This is a genomic window from Litoreibacter ponti (genome assembly GCF_003054285.1).
In the GTDB taxonomy this organism is placed as follows: domain Bacteria; phylum Pseudomonadota; class Alphaproteobacteria; order Rhodobacterales; family Rhodobacteraceae; genus Litoreibacter; species Litoreibacter ponti.
This window is the reverse complement of the sequence record NZ_QBKS01000001.1, coordinates 2,423,880-2,445,568: the sequence shown is the minus strand read 5'-3', so window position 1 is coordinate 2,445,568 and position 21,689 is coordinate 2,423,880. Positions and strand designations below refer to the sequence as shown.

Genomic DNA, 21,689 nt, shown 5'->3' with positions numbered 1-21,689 from the left:
CTTCCCTGACCGCTCAAAACGGGCCTCCCCATCAGGAGGGGCCCATTTTCGTTAGACTTGGTAGTAGTCGCGATACCACGCGATGAACTTCTGAACGCCCGTCCTCACATCGGTCTTGGGCGTATACCCTGTCAGCGTTTTGAGCAGATCATTTGACGCCCAGGTTGCGGGTACGTCGCCGGGTTGCATGTCCATGAAGTTTTTCTTCGCCTCGATGCCAAGCGCGTTTTCGATGGCTTTGATGAAGTCCATCAACTGGATCGGCTCTCCATTCCCGATATTCACAGCGCGCCAAGGGGCCACCGGGGACAGGCTGTCGCCCTTGGCAATTTCATCCTTAGTGGCTGGGCGCACCGGCGGGGTATCGACCAGCAGCCGGATGCCTTCCACCAGATCGTCGATGTAGGTGAAGTCCCGGCGCATATCGCCGTGGTTGTAAATGTCGATCGGGTCGCCCGCGACGATCCGCTTGGTGAACTTGATGGGGGCCATGTCCGGCCGCCCCCAGGGACCGTACACGGTGAAGAACCGAAACATCGTTGTCGGCAGGTCGTAGAGATGGGCGTAGGAATGCGCCATCGCCTCGTTCGCCTTCTTGGTCGCGGCATAGAAGCTCATCTGCGTGTCGACCTTGTCGGTCTCGGCGTAGGGCATGTCCGTGTTTGCTCCGTAAATGGAGGAGGTCGAGGCCATCAAGAGATGCGCACAGGGATTGGCCCGCACCGCCTCCAGCATGTTGAACGTGCCGATCAGATTGGAATCGACATAGGCGCGCGGGTTTTCAATCGACCAACGGACCCCTGCTTGGGCCGCGAGATGGATGACCACATCAGGCTTGTGCTCGGATACCAGATCCATGAGCAAACCGTCGGTCTCAAGCAGGCCCTCGACCGCGTGAAAGCCAGGCGACTGCGACAGCATCTGGTGACGGCGGTGTTTCAGATGCACATCGTAGTAGTCCGAAATCCCGTCAAACCCGATCACCTTGAAGCCGTCGGCCAGCAGGCGCGCACTGATATGGTAGCCGATAAACCCGGCCGATCCGGTAACAAGCGCCGTCCGCGTTTCTTGTGCCATGCCTCTACTCCTTGCCGTGCGAGCGCCTTGCTCCGGCATATAGCCGCGCAGGTGAAAGGGGAAGCGCAGGCTTTCCCTTGCATTCGTCGGTCCAGCGGCCAACTGTAGAACGTGAGAGCAGATCCGGAGAGCGTTGCATGAACCTCCTGCGCGGCTTGTTGTCGAGAAAGGCGTCAAAAAGCCTTTCGACCTCAACGCCACCAACACAAGATCGACCAATGCCTGACGCCCCGCATTTCGTGGTAGGTGATGTCCATGGCAGCCTGTCTTTGCTGGAGCAGATGCTGGAGCAGATCGACCAGGTGATCGGCGCGTTGGACATGCGCGACCCGAGGCTGGTGTTCGTGGGCGACTATATCGATCGTGGTCCGTCAAGTGCCGCCGTTCTGCGCCGCCTGCAGGAGCTGACACAGGAATTTCCCGACAATGTGAGCTGCCTGCTTGGCAACCACGAGCAGATGATGGTCGACTTTGTCGACGCGCCATCGGCTCGGTACAAACGTTGGTTCAGCAATGGCGCCGCGCAGACCTTGCGCAGTTTCGGGCTTGAGCTGCCCGAAGAGCCGGAATGGCAGGACGCCGCCATTACCATCGGGCCCGAGCTACGGGCAGCGCTGGGTGATGATTTGTGGACGTGGCTGCGGGCGCGCCCGACCTCTATTCGATCCGGCAATCTTATGGTCGCCCATGCTGGGGCGGATCCCGGCCGCGCGCTGGAAGACCAATCGACCCGCGTGCTTCTTTGGGGCCACCCGGAGTTCCTGACGCGCGCACGCAGCGATGGCACTTGGGTTGCCCATGGACACACGGTTGTCGAATACCCTTCAATGGGGGATGGGCGTATCTCGGTCGACACCGGAGCCTATGAGACCGGGCTTCTGTCTACCGCGGTGATTCTACCGGATGGTCGCGTCGACTTTTTGCAGACCCTCCCGACTTAACGGACGCTTTTTACGCTTCGACGGTCCAGATGGATGTCTCTCTCGCGCCGCTGTGAGCCGATCTGACGACCCTGTGATCCACTGATCGGGACCGCACCAAATCCGTGCGCTGATGCACCAATTATGCAGATCTATCACGCGCCTGTTCATTGAGTGTGATCAGGCAGAGCTCCATATTCAACTCATCAAACGGCACAACGCCGACAGAAAACAAACGATCTACTGGAGTACACCCAAATGAAAACCATCATCGCATCCGTCATCGCCCTGACCGTCGCTGCCCCTGCATTTGCAGACGTGAACAACGCCAAGGCCTTCTTCGCATTGGGCAACGAATCTGCCGCAGAGCGGACCGTCAGCGAAACCTCCACCGGCGACATCTCCGAGGCGCTCGACATCTTCGTCGCGTCCAAGGACAGCTCCGCCGAGCGTAACATCGTCGTCGACCAGAACCCGCAAGTGAGCCGCAACGTGCAGGCCTTCTTTGCGCTGGGCAACGACTCTGCTGCCGAGCGCGTGCAGTTCTAAGCCACCCCAATCCAAAATGATCGAAGGCCTCTCCGTCCGGAGGGGCCTTTTTGCGTGCGCCATACGCAACGTCATAGCGTGCACACATGTGTTTTCGGTTAGGGTTTCCGCGATATCAGGAGGAACTGACCCATGACCGACATTATGATCCTAAGCGGCGCGCGCACCGCAATCGGCACCTTTGGCGGCGCGCTCGCCGCGACCGCCCCCATTGATCTTGGCGCAGCCGTATCGAAAGCGGCCATGGAGCGCGCTGGCGTCGCCCCGGATCAAATCGGGCATGTGGCCTTCGGCCATGTGATCAACACCGAACCCCGCGACATGTATTTGTCCCGTGCCGCTGCCATGCAGGCAGGTGTGCCCGACACGGTGCCAGCGATGAACGTGAACCGCCTTTGCGGGTCCGGGGTGCAGGCCATCGTGTCCGTGATCCAGTCGCTGTCGCTGGGCGACGCCGAATTTGGCCTTGCTGGCGGCGCGGAGAACATGAGCCGCTCACCCTACATCCTGCCGCAAGCGCGCTGGGGTCAGAAAATGGGCGACGCAGGAGCGCAGGATATGATGCTCGGTGCGTTGAACTGCCCATTCGGAACCGGCCACATGGGCGTAACGGCGGAGAATGTCGCGGCAGAGCATGGCATCACCCGCGAGATGCAGGATGCGTTTGCGATGGAAAGCCAGGAACGCGCGGCAAAAGCGATCGCAGAAGGCCGCTTTGCCGATCAGATCACGCCCATTGAGGTACGTGTGAAGCGCGACATGGTTGCGTTCGACACGGACGAGCACCCCAAGGCGACCTCTCTTGAGGCGCTGGCAGGATTGCGCGCGGTGTTCCAGAAAGATGGCTCCGTCACGGCTGGCAATGCTTCCGGTATCAACGACGGTGCCGGTGCCGTGGTCTTGGCATCTGAGGCCGCCGCGCGCGCGTCCGGCCTGACCCCACGTGCGCGCGTCCTCGGCTACGCCCATGCCGGTGTCCGACCGGAGGTGATGGGCATCGGTCCCGTCCCTGCGGTTCAAAAGTTGTTGGAGCGAACCGGGCTCAAGGCGTCGGACTTCGATGTCATCGAATCAAACGAAGCGTTTGCGGCGCAGGCGCTTGCGGTCAGCCAGGAACTCGGGTTCGACCCCGCCCAAGTGAACCCGAACGGTGGTGCTATCGCGTTGGGTCACCCGGTCGGTGCAACGGGGGCGATCATCACGGTAAAGGCACTTTACGAGCTCGAGCGCATTCGGGGCTCCAAGGCCCTGATCACCATGTGTATCGGTGGCGGGCAGGGCATCGCGCTGGCTATCGAGCGGGTCTGATCCGGCGTTAAGCGTGTTTTCATTTTGTTCGACGAGTGTACGCGCAAAGCAGACACACGAATCGGACCCTGATGGAACACGCGCCGAGCGACAGTGAGATCATGGCGGAGCGCCGTGCGCGCCTCGCGGCCGAGCGGCTGTTGGAGCAAAAAAGCGCAGAGCTTGTTGCCGCCAATCGCAAGCTCTCGGCCCATGCTCTGTCGCTGTCGGGCCAGATCGTCGACCAGCGCAAGGTCGTGGCCGAACTTGCAGGCGAGAAGGATCGCGTCAGTCAGGATCTGGAAGCCGCGAACCATAAAGTCGTGGCGGTGGAACGGCTGCTTTGGGACGCCGTCGATACGATCAAGGACGGCTTCGCGCTCTATGACGCGCGGCTCAATCTGGTCGCGGCAAACCCGCCTTACCTTGCCATCTTCGAAGGCGCCGCAGGCATTGGGCCGGGTTGCAACTACAAGACTATTCTCGATCTAAGCGTCGACGAGGGGATCGTTGATCTGAAGGGCAGCGATCCCGACGATTGGCTTCAGATGATGCTTGACCGGTGGTCCGCGGGCGAGATCGAGCCCGTGACGCTCCGGTTTTACAACGGGGTGTATGTGAAGATGATGGACCGCCGCACATCTGACGGCGGAATCGTATCCATGGCGATGAACATCACCGACACGATCCTGCGCGAAGACGAATTGCGAGACGCGCGCGACAAGGCGCGCGCCGCCGACCGCGCCAAATCCGCCTTCCTCGCAAAGATGAGCCACGAGCTGCGCACGCCAATGAACGGTGTGGTCGGCATGGCCGATCTTCTGCTCGAAAACGGCCTGGACGAGGAAAACGAGCTGTACGCGCAGACGATCCGCAATTCCGGCGAAGCCCTGTTGGAAATCATCAATGACGTTCTGGATTTCTCCAAGATCGAAGCCGAGAAGATCGAGCTGAAGCCGCAACCCTTCGATCTGGAACGGCTGGTGCAGGACGTGGGCCTGATCGTCGAGCCGACCGTGCAACGCAAGGGGCTCGATTTCCAGATCGACTACGATCAGTTTCTGCCTGCGGAGTTCATCGGCGATCCGGGCCGGTTGCGCCAGATCCTGACAAACCTTGTCGGCAATGCGGTGAAGTTCACCGATGACGGGTACGTTCTGATCCGCGTCGTCGGCATTCCCGGCGAGAACGGCGACTGTCAGCTGCACCTCACGGTCGAGGATACCGGGATCGGGATTGAGCCCAAGATGGTTGAACACATCTTCGGCGAATTTAACCAGATCGAAGATGAGGCGAACCGCAAATATGAGGGCACCGGTCTAGGTCTCGCGATTACGCGCAAACTGGTTGAACAGATGGGTGGCGAGGTCTGGATCAGCTCGCAAAAGGGCGAGGGCGCATGTTTTGGCTTCTCGATCAACCTTCCGGTCGTCACAGACGCGGAGCGGCCGCCCAATGTGCTGCCAGAGAGTTTGAAGTCCGTAATGGTGATCGAACCCAACGCGATGGATCTGGATATTCTGACCCGGCAAGTCGGCCTGCTCGGGCTCGATGTCGAAGTGATGCCGCACGTGAAATCCGTGTTGGAAAAGAAGAAGAACAGCACGCCCGACGTGATCCTTGTCGGCCATCATGGTGAGTTGTCGGACGGGACCTCGACGCTTGGTGAACTTGGCAAGGTTTTCCCCGATACGCCGATGATCGCGATGCTCGGCCCGTCGGATGTGGTCAAGGTCCCGAAGGGCGTCGAGACGCTCAAAAAGCCTTTTCACCGTCAGGATTTGTTCAGTTGCCTCATGGCGGCTTCGGAAAAAGCCGGTGCGGTGGTGCAGAAGGAGTCCAAGGTCTTGCGGCCCCTTCGCATCCTCGCAGCAGAAGACAACAAAACCAACCAGCTCGTTTTTCGGAAGATGCTCAAGGGCGTAAATATGGAGCTGACCTTGGTCGATAACGGCTTAAAGGCTGTCGAGGCCTTCAACGACGGCGACTTTGACCTCGTCTTCACGGACATCTCAATGCCCGAGATGGACGGAATGGAGGCCAGTCGCGCGATCCGCAAACTGGAGACCGAGCGCGGAGAAGATCCATTGCCACTTATCGCAATGACGGCTCACGCGATGGAAGGCGACGAAGGCCGTATCCGGGAGGCGGGCATCAGCCACTACCTGACCAAACCTCTGAAGAAGGCGGAAATCCATGCCCTAATCCGGGAGCTTGCGCCGAAGGACACCGCCCCGTTCGAGGATTAGGCGAAACCGGCAGCGATCTTCATGTGGCCGGTTTTCAGTCCATCCCAGTTGCGGATCGGGCCATGCATAAACTTTAGGGCCATCGGATGCTCCGCATTCAGCGCGCCGTATTTGACAAGGAGGGCAGCAATGGCCGCTTCGGCCGCGCGGGTGCCGCCATCGGCAACTTTCAAGGCTATCCCCAACTTTTGCTCGGGAAGGATCGCGACGAATACGGCCTCTGCCCCGGTTTTGATCGCGACTTTTCCGTCCATCGCACGCATCAGCTCGGTGCAGGCGCGTCCCTCGCCCGCGACAAGATCGGGATGCGCCCCCATGGCGCTCACCAGCCGCTCGCAGGCCGCACTCCGCGTGCCGCCGCCCGAAGGGGCCGCCATTTTTGCCATGGCCCGGGCTAGCCCTGTGACTGTGCAGGCGTGATTTGGGGCGGAGCATCCGTCGATTCCGTAGCCGGGCGAGTTTTCTTCGACCATTTCCTCGAACGCGGCTTTGACGGCGCGCTGAACAGGGAGGTCGATGTTCACGTAGTCCGGACCCGCCCCAAGGTGTTTCGCAAGGGTCAAAAACCCGGAATGCTTGCCGGAGCAGTTGTTGTGTCGCCGACCCGGCGCCTCCCCGGCCCGAATGAGCGCATCACGGGCCGGAATGTCGTTTGGTTCCTGTGGGCCACAGCAAAACGCAGCTTCGGTCAGGCCCAGATCACTGAGCCACGCATCGACCCGATCTGTGTGAATGGCCGCGCCCTGATGCGATGCACAGGCGAGCGCCAACTGCTCGGTCGAGAGCCCGAATGCGTCTGCCGCGCCGCTTTCGATCAGGGGTAGGGCTTGCAGCATCTTGCATGACGACCGCGGGTAGATCACCTTTTCGTCATCACCCCAGCTTTCAACCACTTGACCGCTGCTATCACAGACAACGGCATGGCCAAGATGTTGCGATTCAAGCAAGTCTCCACGCCAGATTTCGAGCATCGGGATGGGCTGTGTCATAGACGCCTCCTCATAAAGCGAAAATCCGCCAATGGGCCTTCCCCCAGACATGACTTCTGGGCTAAAGTTTGGCAATCGAGATAATGAAGTTGCGCCGGTTCAAATCGAGCCTGAAAAGGGCCACCCGGCGTATGAAGAGGCAGAGACAGCTGGAGCTGTGGAACACATGAATTACGTGCTGAAAAGCGTTGCCGTTGCTGCGGCAATCGTCCTGGCCACTGGGCCAACCTTCGCTCAGGAACAATCCACCAACCGTGTTGCGTCAAAGACCGACTGGAGCGTGTTCGTGGAGGACAACCCGACACAATGCTGGGTCGTGTCGAGCCCCAAGGAAACCGTCAACACCAAGGGAGGCCGCGTTGTGGCCGTGACCCGCGGCGACACCTTGATGTTCGTGAGCTACTGGCCCGGATCGGGCAAGCTGGGCGAAGTGTCCTTCACCGGCGGATACCCCTACCCCGACGGCGCGACGGTCAGCCTCCAGATCGGTGATGGTCAGTACGAGCTGTTCACCAGCGGCGAGACGGCTTGGGCACCGACACCCGCGGATGACAACAAGATTATCGCGGCCATGAAGCGTGGGGCAAACGCCGTGATCACGGGACAATCGCGTCGGGGGACGACCACGAAAGACACGTTCTCTCTTCTGGGCTTCACTGCGGCCCTCGAAGATGCCGCAAAGCGCTGCGGCGCGTAGCAAGATCTGATTTTCAAACGCAAGGGGTGCCGGCTGCCAAGGCCCCCTTGTGATCCAAACGACAAGAGCCGGGATCACCCGGCCGGAAGGCAGCACATATGACCCTATCACGTTCGTCGGTCGTCAAACTGCCTGCACAGGCGAAACCGGCGCTTGTGCGCTTGAGCGCCGCAGGTCTGACCGTCGGAACGCCGGTCATGACCAGCACCGGCAAGCGGCCGATCGAAGAGCTGAAATCGGGTGACCGCGTGCTGACTAAGGACCTAGGCATGCAGGTGGTGAAATGCATTGCCTTCCGCGACGCCGATCTGGAGAGCAGTCCGGACTTGTCGCCGATCCGCGTGCCGCCGGGTGCTTTCGGGCATGAACGCCCCGGTCAGGATATCTACCTCGCCCCTAGCCAGCAGATCGCGCTGCGCCACCGGATGTTTGATGTGCTCTTCGCATCGCGCGAAGTTCTGGTCGCCGCACGGGACCTTGTCGGCGTCGCCGGGATCGAGCGGGTGTCGGGCTTGCGCGGGGTGACTTACGTGTCGCTCGGCTTCATGAAGCGCCACCTGCTTTATTGTGGGAACTTGGCCCTTGATCTTGGCCCCGGCTGCCAGACAACCACACGCCCGGCGCTCTCGGTAGAAGAAGCCCGGCTTGCAACGAACCTGCTGCGTCCCCATGTCCCTTCACACGCGCAGGCCGCAGCTTTCCCTTTGCACTGATTTGGTGTAATTCACGGCCTTCCCGAGCCCAGAGGCCCAAGATGTCCGCCACCGCCCCGATCACGCAAGACATGCTGACTATTCCGCGCAAGCTGCCGGACAGCGACAAGGTCAACCTCGTGGGTTTGACCCGTGAGGGTTTGCGCGAGGCGCTGATTGCCGCAGGCACGCCCGAGAAGCAGGCGAAGATGCGGGTGGGGCAGGTCTGGCAGTGGATCTATCAGAAAGGCGTGCGCGATTTCGATGCGATGACAAATCTGTCGAAGGATTACCGCGCCCTTTTGGCCGAAAAGTTTGAAATCGCGCTGCCCGAAGTTGTCACCCGTCAGGTGTCTGATGATGGAACCCGCAAATATCTGGTTCGCATCGCTGGCGGCCACGAGGTCGAGGTCGTCTACATCCCCGAAGAAGGGCGTGGCACTCTGTGCATCTCCAGCCAGGTCGGGTGCACCCTGACATGTTCGTTCTGCCACACCGGCACGCAGAAACTGGTGCGCAACCTGACGGCGGGCGAGATCATCGGCCAGGTGATGCTGGCCCGCGATGATCTTGGCGAGTGGCCGGAACCCGGGCGGAACCCCAAGGATGAGACGCGCCTGCTGTCCAACATCGTGTTGATGGGCATGGGCGAGCCGCTGTACAACTTCGACAACGTGCGCGACGCGATGAAGATCGCGATGGACCCCGAAGGGATCAGCCTGTCGCGCCGCAGGATCACCTTGTCGACCTCCGGCGTCGTGCCAGAGATTGCGAAGACCGCCGAAGAGATCGGCTGTCTTCTGGCGATTTCCTTCCACGCGACGACGGACGAGGTGCGCGATAAGCTGGTGCCGATCAACAAGCGCTGGAACATCGAGGCGCTGCTGGACTCGTTGCGTGCCTATCCGAAGCTGTCGAATAGCGAACGCATCACTTTCGAGTATGTGATGCTGAAGGACGTAAATGATAGCGACGAGGACGCGCGGCGGTTGATCAAGCTAATCAAGGGCATCCCGGCCAAGATCAACCTGATCCCATTCAACGAATGGCCCGGCGCGCCTTATCAGCGCTCTGACTGGGCCCGGATCAAGAAGTTTGCCGATATCATCTACAAGGCTGGCTATGCCTCGCCGATCCGCACGCCGCGGGGCGAAGACATCATGGCGGCCTGCGGACAGCTCAAGTCCGCAACCGAGCGGGCGCGCAAATCACGCAAGCAGATCGAGGCCGAAGCGGGCATCGCCACGCCCCAGACATAGAAAAGGCGGCCACTGGGGCCGCCCTTTCGAATTCAGATGTTCGCGTCGAACTTAGGAAGCAGCGGCTGCAACCAGAACGAGGAACAGCAGCGGGATCAGAATGCCGCCAGCCGAGGAGGAGGTCTCTTCAACGATGACCGGCTCTTCGATGATCGGGTCCGACAGGCCGCCAGCGAATGCGGTGGAAGCGGCCAGCGTGAATGCGGTAGCAAGTGCGATTTTTTTCATCTTTATATATCCTTCCAAGATACGTCTGCTGAGCCTAGACTATCTGGCCCATCCACAGACACCCAAGACAGTATCTCGTCACATCCTATAACCATCTATCCCGATGGAGTTCAATGCGACGGCATTGGTGGGGGATTTCGAAACGCCCGAATGTCGTCAAATTAGCAACACTTGGGTGCCGATTTGCGTCCGTCCGAACACTTCGGCGATGTGTTCATTGAACAGCCCGATGCAGCCATTGGACGATCTGCGCCCGATTTTGCGCGTATCGTGGGTGCCGTGGATTCGGTAGTAGGTCCACGTCAGATAGAGCGCATGCGTGCCCAACGGATTGTCGGGGCCGGCCGGCACGAAATCGGGCCATTCCGGATTGCGCTTCTTCATTGCGGGCGTCGGGCTCCATGTGGGGCCATCGACCTTGCGGATAACGCTGGTGCGCCCGCGACGGGTCAGGTCCTCTGACAGCGGAACGGAAGACGGGTACAGGTTATACTGCCCATCCTCGGTCCACATGTGCAGGGCGCGGCTGTCGATATCGACCAGGATCGCGCCCTTGTTGAGATTGCTGAAATACGGCTGCCAGTCCAGCGCACGGAAGCTGGAGATGTTGCGCCGCGCGAACTCCGGCTCGTCGTCGCCCAGCGGCAGTGTGGTGTTCTGCGCCAAGGCCGGTGCGGCCAGACCTGTTGCGGCGGCGCTCAGCAGAAAACGGCGGCGGCTCAGGCCGAAACGGGATGTATCGCTCATGGAATCTACCCTCCTTGAGTTAATCTTCGGTGTGATAATATGGCGAGAATGCCTCAATCACAATTCAAACCCGAGACAGATCGGCTGATTCCCACCACTGTGTTTGAACCCCTCCGAGGTTCGGTCTAAGCATTGTCAAAATTCCGAAGGACCTGGAACATGGCTAGACTGTTTATCCTCCTGTTTTCCGCGATGTTTGCGCTTGCGGCCTGTACGCCCCCGCCGCCATCGGTCGGGCCGGATGGAAAACCTTTGCCGCGCGTCTACCGGATCAAGAATGCAGACACGGCCAAGATTCAGTTCCGGGTGCTCGATTCGGTGAACGCCCTGCGTACCGCCGCGGGTGAGCAACCGTTGCAGCTTGATGCAAAGCTCACAGCCGCTGCCGCCACCCATGCGCGCGATATGTCGGTGCAAAACCGCCCGTGGCATTTCGGCTCTGACGGCTCCTCGCCGCTCGATCGTGTGGCCCGGGTCGGCTACACGGGCCAGCTGATCGGCGAGAACATCTCCGAGACCTACGAGAACGAGTCCGAGACGTTGGCCGCGTGGATGGAAATGAAGTCGACCCGTGATGTGGTTCTCTCACCGCGCGCGCGCAATCTCGGCTTCTCGTGGTTCCAAGAGCCTAATGGCAAGATCTGGTGGACCCTGGTGACTGGCACCTAGGGGAAGATGTCGATCACCGTGCCATTACGCACCATCGCGTAAATCTTGCGCATCTCCTTGTTCGAGACGGCGATGCAACCGGCAGTCCAATCCGGACCCCTGGGGCCCACGAGGTTCGGCTGACCATGAATGAAGATATCGCCACCGGGTGATTTCCCAAGCGATTTCGCATACGCGATGTCACGCGCGTTCGGATAAGAGATACCAAGCGACAGGTAGAAAGAGCTGTTCGGATTGCGCCGATCAATCAGGTAGCGGCCCTCTGGCGTCTTGCCGTCCCCTTCGAATTCCTTGTGACCCGTGGGACCGAAGCCAAGCTCGACATCGAACTGCTTCAAAAGCCGGTTGCCGTGAAACAGCTTCATCACGCGCGCGTCCTTGTGAACCTCGATCTTGGTGACCTCGGGTCCGTTATAGGTGATGAACTTCGACGAGCAGGCCGATAAGGCCAGCAGCACGGCAAGTAAAAGGCCGCGGAAGAGCACTGAACGCATTGGAGTTACCGTCCCAATATTTTTTTGCGACGATAGCGCGTATCCGCGATCTAAGGAATCCACTTTGCGCGTGCTGACGCGCTTGTGTTGCAGCGGTGCTAGGCCTCTGCGGCGAGCAGGGCGCGCAGCCCCGTCTTGTAGTCGGGGTAGATCAATTCAACCCCCAGCTCGTCCTTGATCCGGTCATTTCGAACGCGCTTGGACTCCGCATAAAAGCTCCGCGCCATCGCACTCATGTCTGCGGTCTCGAAATCCTCGGCGGGCGGAAGCGGCAATCCCAAAAGCTCTGCCGCGTAGCCGATGACGTCTTGAGGCGGCGCTGCATCATCATCGCATAGGTTGTAAACTGCGCCGGGATTTGGGCGGTCGATCGACGCCTTCAGGATCTTTGCAATATCATCGACATGGATGCGGCTGAACACCTGTCCCCTCTTGATGATTCGCCGCGCGGTCCCGGCCCGAACCTTGGCAAATGGCCCCCGACCCGGGCCGTAGATCCCAGCGAGCCGGAAGATGTGCAGCGGCAGTCCGGGGATGCTTTGCCACTCTGCTTCAGCCTCGACCCGCAGCTGGCCACGCGTGGTGGAGGGCGTTAGGGGCGTGGCCTCGTCGACCCACCCGCCGTTGTGATCGCCATAGACACCTGTTGTTGAAAGGTAACCAACCCACGCGAATTGATCGGCTCGTTTTGCTATTCTGTCCCGCAGCTCGCGCAAGACTGGATCGCCCTGCGCATCCGGCCCGGCGGAGACCAGCAGATGTGTCGCGCTGTCCAAGGACTGTGTCAGATCGGTGCCGGGCCAGATGACCGGCGACACATGCTCTGCCCGCAGCGCGTACGCCTTCTCATCAGACCGCGTTGTCCCGGTGACGGTCCACTCCTTACGGGACAACAGCTTGCTCAAAGCGCGTGCGGAATATCCATGCCCGAAGCTGAGAAGATGGTTCATGAAGCGAGCCTTTCGATCGCCCATTGCGCGGCCTCGGCCACCGTGGGGTCAGGATCATCCGTGAGACGCCGCGCGGCCTCTGCCAGGGCGGGTGTTTGCGAGTTTCCAATCGCGTAGAGCACGTTGCGCACGAAACGGTCCCGGCCAATCCGCTTGATCGGCGAACCTGAGAATTTCGTGCGGAACCCGGCATCATCAAGCGATGCTAGCTCGCCCAAATTCGGCGCGCGAAGATCCTCTCGCGCGGCGTATCTGATCTCGGTCGCGTCCTGCGCAAACTTGTTCCACGGGCACACGGCCAAACAATCATCGCAGCCATAGATGCGATTGCCCATTTTTGCGCGCAACTCCGGTGCAACCGGTCCCTTATGTTCAATCGTCAGATATGAGATGCAGCGCCGGGCATCCAGCTGGAACGGTGCAGGGAAGGCATCAGTCGGGCAGATGTCGAGACATGCGCGGCAGGACCCGCAATTCTCGTCTTCCGGTATATCAGGGTCTAATTTCACCGTCGTGAAGATGGCGCCCAGAAAGAACCAGTTTCCCAGATCTCGCGCCAAAAGGTTGGTGTGCTTGCCTTGCCACCCAAGCCCGGCCGCCTGCGCGAGCGGCTTCTCCATGACAGGGGCGGTGTCGACGAAGACCTTGATCTTTTCGCCGCGCGCCTGCTCCAACAGCCACCGTCCGACGCGTTTCAGGCGCTTTTTGACCAGATCGTGGTAGTCCCGGTTCTGCGCGTAGACCGAGATGGCGGCGCGGTCGCGCAGCGTCAGTGTGTCGAGCGGGTCGTGATCAGGCGTATAGACCTCCGCCAGCATGATGATCGAACGAGCCTCCGGCCAAAGCGCTTGCGGATCGCCCCGCCACGCCATCCGCTCCGCCATCCACGACATCTCCCCGTGCCGCCCCTCGTCGATGAAGCGCTTCAGCCGATCCCCGGCCAGCGGGATCGCGTCCGGGCGACAGACGCCCATCTTCGAGAACCCTTCCGCCAGCGCGACATCGCGAAGCCGGTCTTTCAGGCTCAAAAATCGAGATCCGAGTAATGTGGCGGCTGCGGGAAGCCAGGCACCTGATCCGCAAGGATCGAGCGGAAGGCAGGTCGCGATTTGATCTTGGCGTACCAGTCCTTGACGTTCGCGTTGCGGTTCCAGTCCACGTCGCGAATGTAGTCGAGGCAGCTGAAATGTGCGGCGGCCGTGAAATCAGCCAGGGTCATCTGATCGCCCGCCAGCCAGCGCCGCTGATCCAGCAGCCAGCCCATGTAGTCGATGTGATATTTGATCTTCTGCGCGCCGAGCTTCACGTTCCGGCTTTCCGGATATCCCTGCCCCATGATCTTCTTGTTCACCCGCTCGTAGAGCAGCTTCGACGTCACCTCTTGGTGGAACTTGTCGTCGAACCAGAACACAAGGCGGCGCATCTCGGCGCGGTCCTCGGGCTTTTTCGGGAACAGGGCGGGGTCCGGCAGAACCTCTTCGAGATATTCGCAGATCGCCTGGCTCTCGCTCAAGGTCTGACTGTCGATCTTCAGGATCGGCACCTTGCCTGCGGGGTTGCGCTGCAGGAAATCGGCCGACTGCTCCCAGTAGCGTTCCTCGACCAGCTCCACCTCGACCTTCTTCTCTGCAAGCACGAGACGCACCTTGCGGCAGTAAGGCGAGAGCGGGATGTGGTAGAGACGGTTCATGGAGCGGTCCATCAGGTCACTGCGGTCTGCCTGTCATGGCAATCTTGGCGCTGATTTTCAACCGCTGAAACAAGCGTTGCGCCCGTCTGCGCGGATTGTCGACGCACCCGCTGCGATGGCGCGGGCCCGCTTTTGCACAAAGGCAGAGGGTCGCTTGGCCGACCGCCCTTTCGGATTTGGCAAAATCGCGGCCAGTCTTGCCGCCTGCGCGGGGCTCAGATCCTTGGCGTCCACGCCGAAATACCACGGTGCGGCGGCGCCGACGCCGAAGATGCCTTCGTCGAACTCCGCGACGTTCATGTAAACCTCGAGAATGCGGCGCTTGGACCAGATCGCCTCCATGACCGGGGTGATCGCGGCCTCCAGCGCCTTGCGGGTCCAGTTGCGTCCGTGCCACAGGAAGACGTTCTTGACGGTCTGCTGCGAGATGGTCGAGGCCCCGCGCCCGGACCCGTCCTCCAGCGCATCGCGGATGGCAGCCATGTCGAAGCCCCAATGGTTGCAGAAATTTGCGTCCTCCGCGGCAACGATCGCATGGGGCATATGGGATGAAATCGTGTCGAAGTCGCGCCACTCGCGCCGGGTCTCATCAAGCCGCCAGCCTTCGGTCAGGATGTAGGCCGTCGTAGGCGGGTTCACGACCGCATAGAGCGCCACCCAAAGCACCACAAAGACCACGGCTGCGAGCAGCAGTCGCATGCCCCAGCGGACGGCCATGATCGGCACGATCCCGAGCCACCAGAAGAACGATCTCTTCGGGCGGGCGGTCTTTTGGGGTTTGGATCTGGTCTTCGCTGCCTTCGCCATCATGCCGTTCTAGCCGCATTCGCGGCATCGGCAAAGCCTTGACATGGTACCCCGGAAGGCCAGAGTTAAGGGTTCGAACAAAATAAGAACAAACCTGAGTCGCCCGTGCCCTTTGTCGAGTTGAACATCACCTCCAATTTCACCTTCCTGACGGGGGGATCCCATCCCGAGGAATACGCTCTTCGGGCCGCGGAGATGAGTATGGGCGCCTTTGCCATTGCCGACGAAAACTCGGTGGCGGGGATCGTGCGGGCCCATACCGAATGCCGCGATATCGCGCGCCGGGTGCGTGAGATGCAGGTGGTTCAGGCGAAACAGGGTCTGATTGGCCCACCGAGGCCCGCTCATATCCCTGCGCCCTCCTGCTCGCGCGATGTCACCACGATCCCCCGGCTGATGCCCGCATGTCGGCTGGTGCTGATGGATGGCCTGACGATCACCGCCCTGCCGATTGATCGACAGGGCTGGGGGCGTTTGACGCGGTTGATCTCCAAGGGCAGGCTTGCGGCCCCGAAGGGGGAGTGTCACCTGACACTGGCGGATGTGCTGGACGGCGCGCAGGGCAATGTCCTGCTCCTCCACCCTGCGCCACCGGCGCGGCGGGTGCAGCGCGGCGCGGGCGGATGGGTGTCACAGGCGGAACGTCTGTCGCGCCGCTTTCCTGGGAATGTCTATCTGTTGATGGCGCCGAACTACCGCGGTCAGGACGCACGGCGCTTTGCCCATCTCGCAAAGCTCGCGCAGCAGCTTGGCATCAAGCCGGTCGCGTCCGCCGCGCCGATGATGCATGTCAGCCAGCGCCGTCGCCTGACCGATGTGCTGACCTGTATCCGCAAGGGCATCAAGGTCGACGATCTTGGCCGCGCCGCCCAAACCAATTCCGAGCAGCGCATGCGCTCGCAGGCGGACATGCTGCGCCTGTTCAAGGGCCATGAGGATGCCGTGCACCGCACCGCGGAGATTGCCGCGCGCTGCACCTTCTCGCTCGACGAGCTGCGCTATGATTACCCGTCCGAGGCGACCGGCGGCGAGACCCCGGCGCAGCGCTTGCGCCGCCTCGCCCATGAGGGGCTGAAATGGCGCTACAAATACGGCGCGCCAGAGAAGGTTCGCGCCATGTTAGAGCATGAATTGGCGCTTATCACCAAGCTCCGCTACGAGCCCTATTTCCTGACCGTCAACGACATCGTGGCTTTCGCGCGCTCCCGCGGGATCTTGTGCCAGGGGCGCGGATCGGCGGCCAATTCGGTGGTCTGCTACTGCCTTGGCGTCACCTCCGTCAGTCCGGAGATCGGCACCATGGTCTTCGAGCGCTTCGTGTCAGAGGCCCGCGACGAGCCGCCCGATATCGACGTCGATTTCGAACACGAGCGCCGCGAAGAGGTGATCCAGCATATCTACGAGAAATACGGCCGCCACCGGGCGGGGCTGTGCGCCACGGTGATCCACTACCGCGGCAAGCGCGCGGTGCGCGAGGTGGGCTGGGCCATGGGTCTCAGCGATGACAGCATCGGCGCGCTCAGCAGCCAGATCTGGGGCTTCGGATCCGTGCGCGGCATTGAGCCCGACAAGATGCGCGAGCTGGGGCTCGATCCGACCGATACGCGCCTGATGCAGACCCTGATGCTGATCTACGAAATTCAGGGATTTCCCCGGCACCTGTCCCAGCATGTCGGAGGCTTCATCATCACCGAAGGTCGGCTGGACGAACTGGTGCCCATCGAGAACGCCACGATGGAGGACCGGACCGTCATCTGCTGGGACAAGGACGACATCGACACGCTGGGCATCCTGAAGGTCGATGTGCTGGCGCTGGGCATGCTCAGCTGCGTGCGCAAGGCGTTCGACCTGATGCGTGAGCACCGGGGGCTGGACTACGATCTGGCGACCCTTCCGCAAGAGGACGCGGCAACCTATGACATGCTCTGCCGCGCTGACAGTCTGGGGGTGTTTCAGGTAGAAAGCCGGGCACAGATGAACTTCCTGCCCCGGATGCGGCCGCGCACTTTCTACGATCTGGTGATCGAGGTGGCGATCATCCGGCCCGGACCGATCCAGGGCGACATGCTGCACCCGTTCCTAAAACGCCGCAACGGCGAGGAGGAGGTCTCGTTCCCCTCTGACGCGCTGGGCGAGGTGCTGGGCAAGACGCTGGGCGTGCCGCTCTTTCAGGAGCAGGCGATGCAGATCGCCATCATCGGCGCGGGCTTCTCACCCGAAGAGGCCGACCGCCTGCGCCGCTCGCTCGCGACCTTCAAGAAGCACGGCAACGTGTCGGAGTTCCGCACCCGGTTTCTCAAGGGCATGGCGCAGAATGGCTACGCGCCGGACTTCGCGGAGCGCTGCTTCAGCCAGATTGAGGGGTTCGGCTCCTACGGCTTCCCCGAAAGCCACGCCGCCAGCTTTGCGCTGCTGGTCTATGCCTCGTCCTGGATGAAATGCCACCATCCCGGCATCTTCGCCTGCGCGCTTCTCAATTCGCAGCCCATGGGCTTTTACGCCCCGGCGCAGATCGTGCGGGACGCCCGCGAGCACGGGGTAGAGGTGCGCCCGGTCTGCATCAATGAGAGCCACTGGGACTGCACGATCGAGCCGGACGGCCAGGGCGGGCTGGCCCTGCGTCTGGGCTTCCGGCAGATCAAGTCGATGAAGGAGGACGAGGCCAACTGGCTCACCGCCGCCCGCGGCAATGGCTACCTGACGGTCGAGGATGTCTGGCGTCGGGCCGGCACCCCGCCCCACGTCCTGACTATTCTGGCAGAGGCGGACGCCTTTTCGGGCATCGGCCTGTCCCGCCGTGATGCGCTGTGGCAGGCCCGGGCCATCAAGGGGGACGCGCCCTTGCCGCTTTTTGCGGGCGATATGGACGGCGAGGGGCTGTTCGAGCCCAAGGTCAGCCTGCCCGACATGTCGCTGGGCGAGCAGGTGGTGGAGGACTTCGTCTCGATGCGCCTGACCCTGCGCGCCCACCCGGTCGCGCTGATCCGGCACCGGCTGACCCCCGGCACGCCCCGCTTGACCGAGCCCGCCACGCGGTTAGGCTCGCCATTATGAAACGTCTCATACTGATCCCCGCTCTCGTGCTTGCCTCTGCCGCCTTCGCCCATCAGGGGGTCAAGGACTCGCAGGTCTTGGCGCGCATGGAGCTGATGAAAGAAGTCGCAGCCGATATGAAAGTGCTGGGTCAGATGGCCAAGGGCCAGACGGCGTTCGATGCAAGCAAGGCGCGGACCAGCGCCGCCAATCTCAGTGCCCACGCGACCGAGACGATCCGATTGTTCGAAGCCAACGCCACTGATCCGAAAAGCGAGGCCCTGCCCGCAATCTGGGAGAATTTCCCGGAATTCACCGCGCAAGCGCAGGACATGGGTGCGGCCGCGGATGCTCTGAAGCTGGGCTCTGACGCGGAATTTCGCGAAAGCTTCACCGCCCTCGCACAGACCTGTGGAAGCTGCCACAAGACGTTCCGCCAGAAAAACTGACCCTAGCGGCAGGTCACACTAGAAATCAGATTGTTCGTATCGATGTCGATCGTCAGCCGGTCGGGACTGAAATCCATGGTGATCACATCCTCAGGCCGCAGCACACGCGAGGGTTGCGGCAGAACGATCCCGTCCAGGATCGAGGCATTGCGGCCCAGCAGGTAGTAGAAATCCTCTGCTCCGCACCGTGGCACGCCATCGAAATCTGCGGGGTCCGACGGGCGCGGGCCACATGCCGCCAGCAAAAGGCATAGGGGAACAAGGAATCGCATTGCACGGATTTAAGGTCTCCGGCGTCCCGGCGCAATCCAAGGGGCGTTGCCTTTGGCGGGTGGTTGCGCATAGTTGAACGCGATCAAATTTAGGGGAGATCTCATTATGCGCACCAAAGCAGCCGTCGCGATAGAAGCCGGAAAGCCGCTCGAGGTGATGGAGGTTAACCTTGAAGGGCCCAAGCACGGCGAGGTTCTGGTCGAGATGAAAGCCACCGGGATTTGCCACACGGACGAGTTCACCCTGTCCGGTGCTGACCCCGAAGGTCTGTTCCCGGCGATCCTGGGCCACGAAGGCGCGGGCGTCGTGGTCGACGTGGGCCCCGGCGTGACGACGCTGAAGAAGGGTGACCACGTGATCCCGCTCTACACGCCCGAGTGCCGCGAGTGCGAATATTGCCTGAACCCCAAGACGAACCTGTGCCAATCGATCCGCTCGACCCAAGGCCAAGGCCTGATGCCGGATGGCACATCGCGTTTCTCGACACTCGATGGTGACCCGATCCTGCACTACATGGGCTGCTCGACTTTCGCGAACCACTCCGTGGTGCCAGAGATTGCGCTGGCGAAGGTCCGCGAGGACGCACCGTTTGACAAGATCTGCTATATCGGCTGCGGCGTGACCACCGGCATCGGCGCAGTGATCAACACCGCCAAGGTCGAGATCGGCTCGCGCGCTATTGTCTTCGGGCTTGGTGGCATCGGTCTGAACGTGATCCAAGGCCTGCGACTGGCGGGCGCGGATCAGATCGTGGGCGTGGACCTGAACCCGTCCAAGGTGGAAATGGCCACCCGCTTCGGCATGACCGATTTCGTCAACCCGAACGAGGTCGACGGCGACATGGTCGCCCATCTTGTCGAGCTGACCAAAGGTGGTGCGGACTACACGTTCGACGCGACTGGCAATGTCGGTGTGATGCGCACAGCGCTCGAATCCGCGCATAAAGGCTGGGGCGAAAGCATCATCATCGGGGTCGCTCCGGCGGGCGCCGAGATCAGCACCCGGCCTTTCCAACTGGTCACTGGCCGCAGCTGGCGCGGGACGGCCTTTGGCGGGGCGCGCGGGCGCACCGATGTGCCCAAGATCGTGGACTGGTACATGGATGGAAAGATCGAGATCGACCCGATGATCACCCACACGATGGGGCTGGACGACATCAATAAGGGCTTCGATTTGATGCACGAGGGCAAATCGATCCGCTCCGTCGTGGTCTACTAGATGGCGGATCGTGATCGGCCGCTTTATGCCGTCCTGATCGACGCCGACAACATTCCCGCAGACCACGCCGAGGCGATCCTGAAGGAGGTCACCACCTTCGGCGAGCCTGCCTTGCGCCGCGTTTACGGCGACTGGTCGTCGGGCCAGCTGAAGCGTTGGTCGGAAAAAATCCGCGGGCTTGGCCTCGTGGCCCATCAGGAGACGGCCAATACCAAGGGCAAGAACGCCTCCGACATCGGGTTGGTGATCGACGCGATGGATATCCTCCACACGGGTCGCTTCGATGGGTTCGTGCTAGTGTCCTCCGACAGTGATTTCACTCGCCTTGCGTCGCGCATCCGCGAGGAAGGGCTCGACGTTATCGGGATTGGCGAGGGCAAGGCCCCCGAGGCGCTGCGCAATGTGTGCAATCGCTTCGTGTTGATCGAAAACCTGGTGGAAACGCCGCCGGAGGCCGCAAAAGGCGCGTCGCGGCCCGCTGGCAAGCAGGATCCGAAACACGCGATTCCGCTGATCCTGCGGGCTATGGAGAAAGTGAATACCGACGACGAATGGTGTCCGATGGGACCAGTTGGCCAGTACATCATGGCCGACAATCCCGATTTCGATACGCGTACCTACGGCGAGGCAAAGCTGAGTGATCTGGTGAAGAAGCTGCGCCGGTTCGAGACCCGCAAAGAAGGAAACCAGCTGATGCTGCGCCGGGTCGACTAGACCCCGTAGCGCGCCAAGAACATGTCGACCGCACCTTCAATCACGCGGTCGATCTGTTCTTGGGTCGGCTTTTCGATGATGTTGAAAATCATCTGCACGAAGATCTCGGACTTCATCAATTCCTGGAACTGCATCGCGGCCAGGCTGACATCCTCGATCTTCAACTCACCCCTTGCGCAGGCGTGCTCGAAGTACTCTGTCAGGCGGTCTTCAAGCAGTTTCGGGCCGGACATGTAGAACTCGCGGCCAAGTTCGGGAAACCGATCCGACTCCGCCACGCAAATGCGGAAAATCCGCTGTGCGAAATCCGACGTCAGGAATTCCATCATCTTGTAGGACATGCCGGTCAGCATCTCGCGCACAGGCACATCGGTGGCATCCACCTGCAGGGCGCGATCGGCCTGCGCGGCGCATTCGTTCTTCGCGACCTCGAAGAAGAGAACGCGTTTATCGGGGAAGTAGCTGTAGAGCGTGGCCTTCGATACTCCGGCCTCTTTCGCGATCAGATCGACGCTTGCGCCCTCGAAGCCTTGGGCGAGGAATACGTCACGCGCGCCGGCCAGTACTTGGTCGTACTTGCGGCCACGTTTGATCTCTGGCGTGTTCCCGTCCAATGAAGTGTCTCCTGATCCCCTAGGGTGCATCTTAGACCATTCAGTTCAGAATCAGCAATATGTCCAAATAATTATGGGGTGGGC

The 21,689-nt window shown here is 61.1% G+C and carries 23 protein-coding genes; 12 read left to right on the top strand and 11 right to left on the bottom strand.

The genetic code is table 11. From position 1 onward, the window contains the following. Positions 1-51: 51 nt before the first annotated feature. Complete coding sequence (locus C8N43_RS12400; protein WP_107845897.1) at positions 52-1,077, bottom strand: NAD-dependent epimerase/dehydratase family protein; 1,026 nt, start codon at positions 1,075-1,077, stop codon at positions 52-54. A 218-nt stretch (positions 1,078-1,295) separates the two neighbouring features. Here C8N43_RS12400 and C8N43_RS12395 point away from each other — a divergent pair, with 218 nt between their 5' ends. The 4 genes from C8N43_RS12395 to C8N43_RS12380 all read left to right on the top strand — a co-directional run bounded on the left by C8N43_RS12395 (position 1,296) and on the right by C8N43_RS12380 (position 6,082). Continuing rightward, on the top strand, positions 1,296-2,018 hold the full coding sequence (locus tag C8N43_RS12395; RefSeq protein WP_245912988.1) for a metallophosphoesterase family protein: 723 nt from the start codon (positions 1,296-1,298) through the stop codon (positions 2,016-2,018). A gap of 237 nt (positions 2,019-2,255) precedes the next feature. Continuing rightward, positions 2,256-2,546 (top strand): hypothetical protein, encoded by a 291-nt coding sequence (locus tag C8N43_RS12390; protein WP_107845895.1) that lies wholly within the window; start codon positions 2,256-2,258, stop codon positions 2,544-2,546. 132 nt (positions 2,547-2,678) lie between these two features. Continuing rightward, positions 2,679-3,854: an acetyl-CoA C-acyltransferase family protein gene (locus C8N43_RS12385; protein WP_107845894.1), complete on the top strand. Its 1,176-nt coding sequence runs from the start codon at positions 2,679-2,681 to the stop codon at positions 3,852-3,854. A gap of 71 nt (positions 3,855-3,925) precedes the next feature. Beyond that, positions 3,926-6,082 (top strand): ATP-binding protein, encoded by a 2,157-nt coding sequence (locus C8N43_RS12380; RefSeq protein WP_107845893.1) that lies wholly within the window; start codon positions 3,926-3,928, stop codon positions 6,080-6,082. Here the strand turns inward: C8N43_RS12380 and C8N43_RS12375 are convergent. Continuing rightward, positions 6,079-7,071: an asparaginase gene (locus C8N43_RS12375; RefSeq protein ID WP_107845892.1), complete on the bottom strand. Its 993-nt coding sequence runs from the start codon at positions 7,069-7,071 to the stop codon at positions 6,079-6,081. The two genes, C8N43_RS12380 and C8N43_RS12375, sit on opposite strands and share 4 nt — an antisense overlap. A gap of 166 nt (positions 7,072-7,237) precedes the next feature. On the opposite strand from C8N43_RS12375, the gene C8N43_RS12370 reads away from it, so the two are divergent. The 3 genes from C8N43_RS12370 (at position 7,238) to rlmN (ending at position 9,719) form a co-directional block, all read left to right on the top strand. Further along, positions 7,238-7,768 (top strand): invasion associated locus B family protein, encoded by a 531-nt coding sequence (locus C8N43_RS12370; protein WP_107845891.1) that lies wholly within the window; start codon positions 7,238-7,240, stop codon positions 7,766-7,768. A 98-nt stretch (positions 7,769-7,866) separates the two neighbouring features. Beyond that, a complete protein-coding gene (locus C8N43_RS12365) occupies positions 7,867-8,481 on the top strand; it encodes a Hint domain-containing protein (RefSeq protein ID WP_107845890.1) in 615 nt (204 codons plus the stop codon). Positions 8,482-8,522: 41 nt separating this feature from the next. Next, on the top strand, positions 8,523-9,719 hold the full coding sequence (gene rlmN / locus C8N43_RS12360; protein ID WP_107845889.1) for a dual-specificity RNA methyltransferase RlmN: 1,197 nt from the start codon (positions 8,523-8,525) through the stop codon (positions 9,717-9,719). 51 nt (positions 9,720-9,770) lie between these two features. Here the strand turns inward: rlmN and C8N43_RS19730 are convergent, their stop codons facing one another. Beyond that, complete coding sequence (locus C8N43_RS19730; RefSeq protein WP_170114422.1) at positions 9,771-9,947, bottom strand: hypothetical protein; 177 nt, start codon at positions 9,945-9,947, stop codon at positions 9,771-9,773. 156 nt (positions 9,948-10,103) lie between these two features. Further along, positions 10,104-10,694, bottom strand: coding sequence for a L,D-transpeptidase (locus C8N43_RS12355; RefSeq protein ID WP_107845888.1), 591 nt, complete (start codon positions 10,692-10,694; stop codon positions 10,104-10,106). Between the two features lie 159 nt (positions 10,695-10,853). Between C8N43_RS12355 and dalA the strand changes: the two genes are divergently transcribed. Beyond that, the gene (dalA, locus tag C8N43_RS12350) at positions 10,854-11,363 is read left to right on the top strand and encodes a divisome-associated lipoprotein DalA (protein ID WP_107845887.1); all 510 of its coding nucleotides are present in this window, start codon (positions 10,854-10,856) and stop codon (positions 11,361-11,363) included. On the opposite strand, the gene C8N43_RS12345 is transcribed toward dalA, so the two are convergent. The 5 genes from C8N43_RS12345 to mtgA all read right to left on the bottom strand — a co-directional run bounded on the left by C8N43_RS12345 (position 11,360) and on the right by mtgA (position 15,214). Next, positions 11,360-11,857 (bottom strand): L,D-transpeptidase family protein, encoded by a 498-nt coding sequence (locus C8N43_RS12345; protein WP_107845886.1) that lies wholly within the window; start codon positions 11,855-11,857, stop codon positions 11,360-11,362. The two genes, dalA and C8N43_RS12345, sit on opposite strands and share 4 nt — an antisense overlap. 98 nt (positions 11,858-11,955) lie before the next feature. Further along, complete coding sequence (locus tag C8N43_RS12340; protein ID WP_107845885.1) at positions 11,956-12,807, bottom strand: SDR family oxidoreductase; 852 nt, start codon at positions 12,805-12,807, stop codon at positions 11,956-11,958. Then, positions 12,804-13,829: a tRNA epoxyqueuosine(34) reductase QueG gene (gene queG, locus C8N43_RS12335; protein WP_107846352.1), complete on the bottom strand. Its 1,026-nt coding sequence runs from the start codon at positions 13,827-13,829 to the stop codon at positions 12,804-12,806. Before queG ends, C8N43_RS12340 begins: the two co-directional genes overlap by 4 nt. A 2-nt stretch (positions 13,830-13,831) precedes the next feature. After that, positions 13,832-14,497 carry an FtsZ-binding protein FzlA gene (fzlA, locus tag C8N43_RS12330; protein WP_107846351.1) on the bottom strand — a complete coding sequence of 222 codons (666 nt, stop codon included), beginning with the start codon at positions 14,495-14,497 and terminating at the stop codon, positions 13,832-13,834. Between the two features lie 57 nt (positions 14,498-14,554). Further along, positions 14,555-15,214: a monofunctional biosynthetic peptidoglycan transglycosylase gene (mtgA, locus tag C8N43_RS12325; RefSeq protein ID WP_245912987.1), complete on the bottom strand. Its 660-nt coding sequence runs from the start codon at positions 15,212-15,214 to the stop codon at positions 14,555-14,557. 195 nt (positions 15,215-15,409) lie between these two features. Here mtgA and C8N43_RS12320 point away from each other — a divergent pair, with 195 nt between their 5' ends. After that, positions 15,410-18,358 (top strand): error-prone DNA polymerase, encoded by a 2,949-nt coding sequence (locus C8N43_RS12320; protein WP_107845884.1) that lies wholly within the window; start codon positions 15,410-15,412, stop codon positions 18,356-18,358. Next, on the top strand, positions 18,355-18,786 hold the full coding sequence (locus tag C8N43_RS12315) for a c-type cytochrome (protein WP_107845883.1): 432 nt from the start codon (positions 18,355-18,357) through the stop codon (positions 18,784-18,786). The genes C8N43_RS12320 and C8N43_RS12315 overlap by 4 nt, the downstream gene beginning before the upstream one ends. Before the next feature lie 2 nt (positions 18,787-18,788). Here C8N43_RS12315 and C8N43_RS12310 read toward each other — a convergent pair whose 3' ends face one another. Continuing rightward, positions 18,789-19,058 carry an I78 family peptidase inhibitor gene (locus tag C8N43_RS12310; protein WP_107845882.1) on the bottom strand — a complete coding sequence of 90 codons (270 nt, stop codon included), beginning with the start codon at positions 19,056-19,058 and terminating at the stop codon, positions 18,789-18,791. A 106-nt stretch (positions 19,059-19,164) separates the two neighbouring features. Between C8N43_RS12310 and C8N43_RS12305 the strand changes: the two genes are divergently transcribed. Both C8N43_RS12305 and C8N43_RS12300 read left to right on the top strand, forming a co-directional pair. Next, entirely contained in the window at positions 19,165-20,277 is a 1,113-nt protein-coding gene (locus tag C8N43_RS12305) for an S-(hydroxymethyl)glutathione dehydrogenase/class III alcohol dehydrogenase (RefSeq protein WP_107845881.1), read from the top strand. Continuing rightward, positions 20,278-20,991, top strand: a complete 714-nt coding sequence (locus tag C8N43_RS12300) for an NYN domain-containing protein (RefSeq protein ID WP_107845880.1) — start codon at positions 20,278-20,280, stop codon at positions 20,989-20,991. Here C8N43_RS12300 and C8N43_RS12295 read toward each other — a convergent pair. After that, positions 20,988-21,605, bottom strand: coding sequence for a TetR/AcrR family transcriptional regulator (locus tag C8N43_RS12295; protein ID WP_245912986.1), 618 nt, complete (start codon positions 21,603-21,605; stop codon positions 20,988-20,990). The two genes, C8N43_RS12300 and C8N43_RS12295, sit on opposite strands and share 4 nt — an antisense overlap. Positions 21,606-21,689: the final 84 nt, after the last annotated feature.

Excerpts from the sequence above, each read along its gene's own strand:
- C8N43_RS12400 (WP_107845897.1), bottom strand. The coding sequence starts at position 1,077 with ATGGCACAAGAAACGCGGACGGCGCTTGTTACCGGATCGGCCGGGTTT.
- C8N43_RS12395 (WP_245912988.1), top strand. The coding sequence starts at position 1,296 with ATGCCTGACGCCCCGCATTTCGTGGTAGGTGATGTCCATGGCAGCCTG.
- C8N43_RS12390 (WP_107845895.1), top strand. The coding sequence starts at position 2,256 with ATGAAAACCATCATCGCATCCGTCATCGCCCTGACCGTCGCTGCCCCT.
- C8N43_RS12385 (WP_107845894.1), top strand. The coding sequence starts at position 2,679 with ATGACCGACATTATGATCCTAAGCGGCGCGCGCACCGCAATCGGCACC.
- C8N43_RS12380 (WP_107845893.1), top strand. The coding sequence starts at position 3,926 with ATGGAACACGCGCCGAGCGACAGTGAGATCATGGCGGAGCGCCGTGCG.
- C8N43_RS12375 (WP_107845892.1), bottom strand. The coding sequence starts at position 7,071 with ATGACACAGCCCATCCCGATGCTCGAAATCTGGCGTGGAGACTTGCTT.
- C8N43_RS12370 (WP_107845891.1), top strand. The coding sequence starts at position 7,238 with ATGAATTACGTGCTGAAAAGCGTTGCCGTTGCTGCGGCAATCGTCCTG.
- C8N43_RS12365 (WP_107845890.1), top strand. The coding sequence starts at position 7,867 with ATGACCCTATCACGTTCGTCGGTCGTCAAACTGCCTGCACAGGCGAAA.
- rlmN (WP_107845889.1), top strand. The coding sequence starts at position 8,523 with ATGTCCGCCACCGCCCCGATCACGCAAGACATGCTGACTATTCCGCGC.
- C8N43_RS19730 (WP_170114422.1), bottom strand. The coding sequence starts at position 9,947 with ATGAAAAAAATCGCACTTGCTACCGCATTCACGCTGGCCGCTTCCACC.
- C8N43_RS12355 (WP_107845888.1), bottom strand. The coding sequence starts at position 10,694 with ATGAGCGATACATCCCGTTTCGGCCTGAGCCGCCGCCGTTTTCTGCTG.
- dalA (WP_107845887.1), top strand. The coding sequence starts at position 10,854 with ATGGCTAGACTGTTTATCCTCCTGTTTTCCGCGATGTTTGCGCTTGCG.
- C8N43_RS12345 (WP_107845886.1), bottom strand. The coding sequence starts at position 11,857 with ATGCGTTCAGTGCTCTTCCGCGGCCTTTTACTTGCCGTGCTGCTGGCC.
- C8N43_RS12340 (WP_107845885.1), bottom strand. The coding sequence starts at position 12,807 with ATGAACCATCTTCTCAGCTTCGGGCATGGATATTCCGCACGCGCTTTG.
- fzlA (WP_107846351.1), bottom strand. The coding sequence starts at position 14,497 with ATGAACCGTCTCTACCACATCCCGCTCTCGCCTTACTGCCGCAAGGTG.
- mtgA (WP_245912987.1), bottom strand. The coding sequence starts at position 15,214 with ATGGCCGTCCGCTGGGGCATGCGACTGCTGCTCGCAGCCGTGGTCTTT.
- C8N43_RS12315 (WP_107845883.1), top strand. The coding sequence starts at position 18,355 with ATGAAACGTCTCATACTGATCCCCGCTCTCGTGCTTGCCTCTGCCGCC.
- C8N43_RS12310 (WP_107845882.1), bottom strand. The coding sequence starts at position 19,058 with ATGCGATTCCTTGTTCCCCTATGCCTTTTGCTGGCGGCATGTGGCCCG.
- C8N43_RS12305 (WP_107845881.1), top strand. The coding sequence starts at position 19,165 with ATGCGCACCAAAGCAGCCGTCGCGATAGAAGCCGGAAAGCCGCTCGAG.
- C8N43_RS12300 (WP_107845880.1), top strand. The coding sequence starts at position 20,278 with ATGGCGGATCGTGATCGGCCGCTTTATGCCGTCCTGATCGACGCCGAC.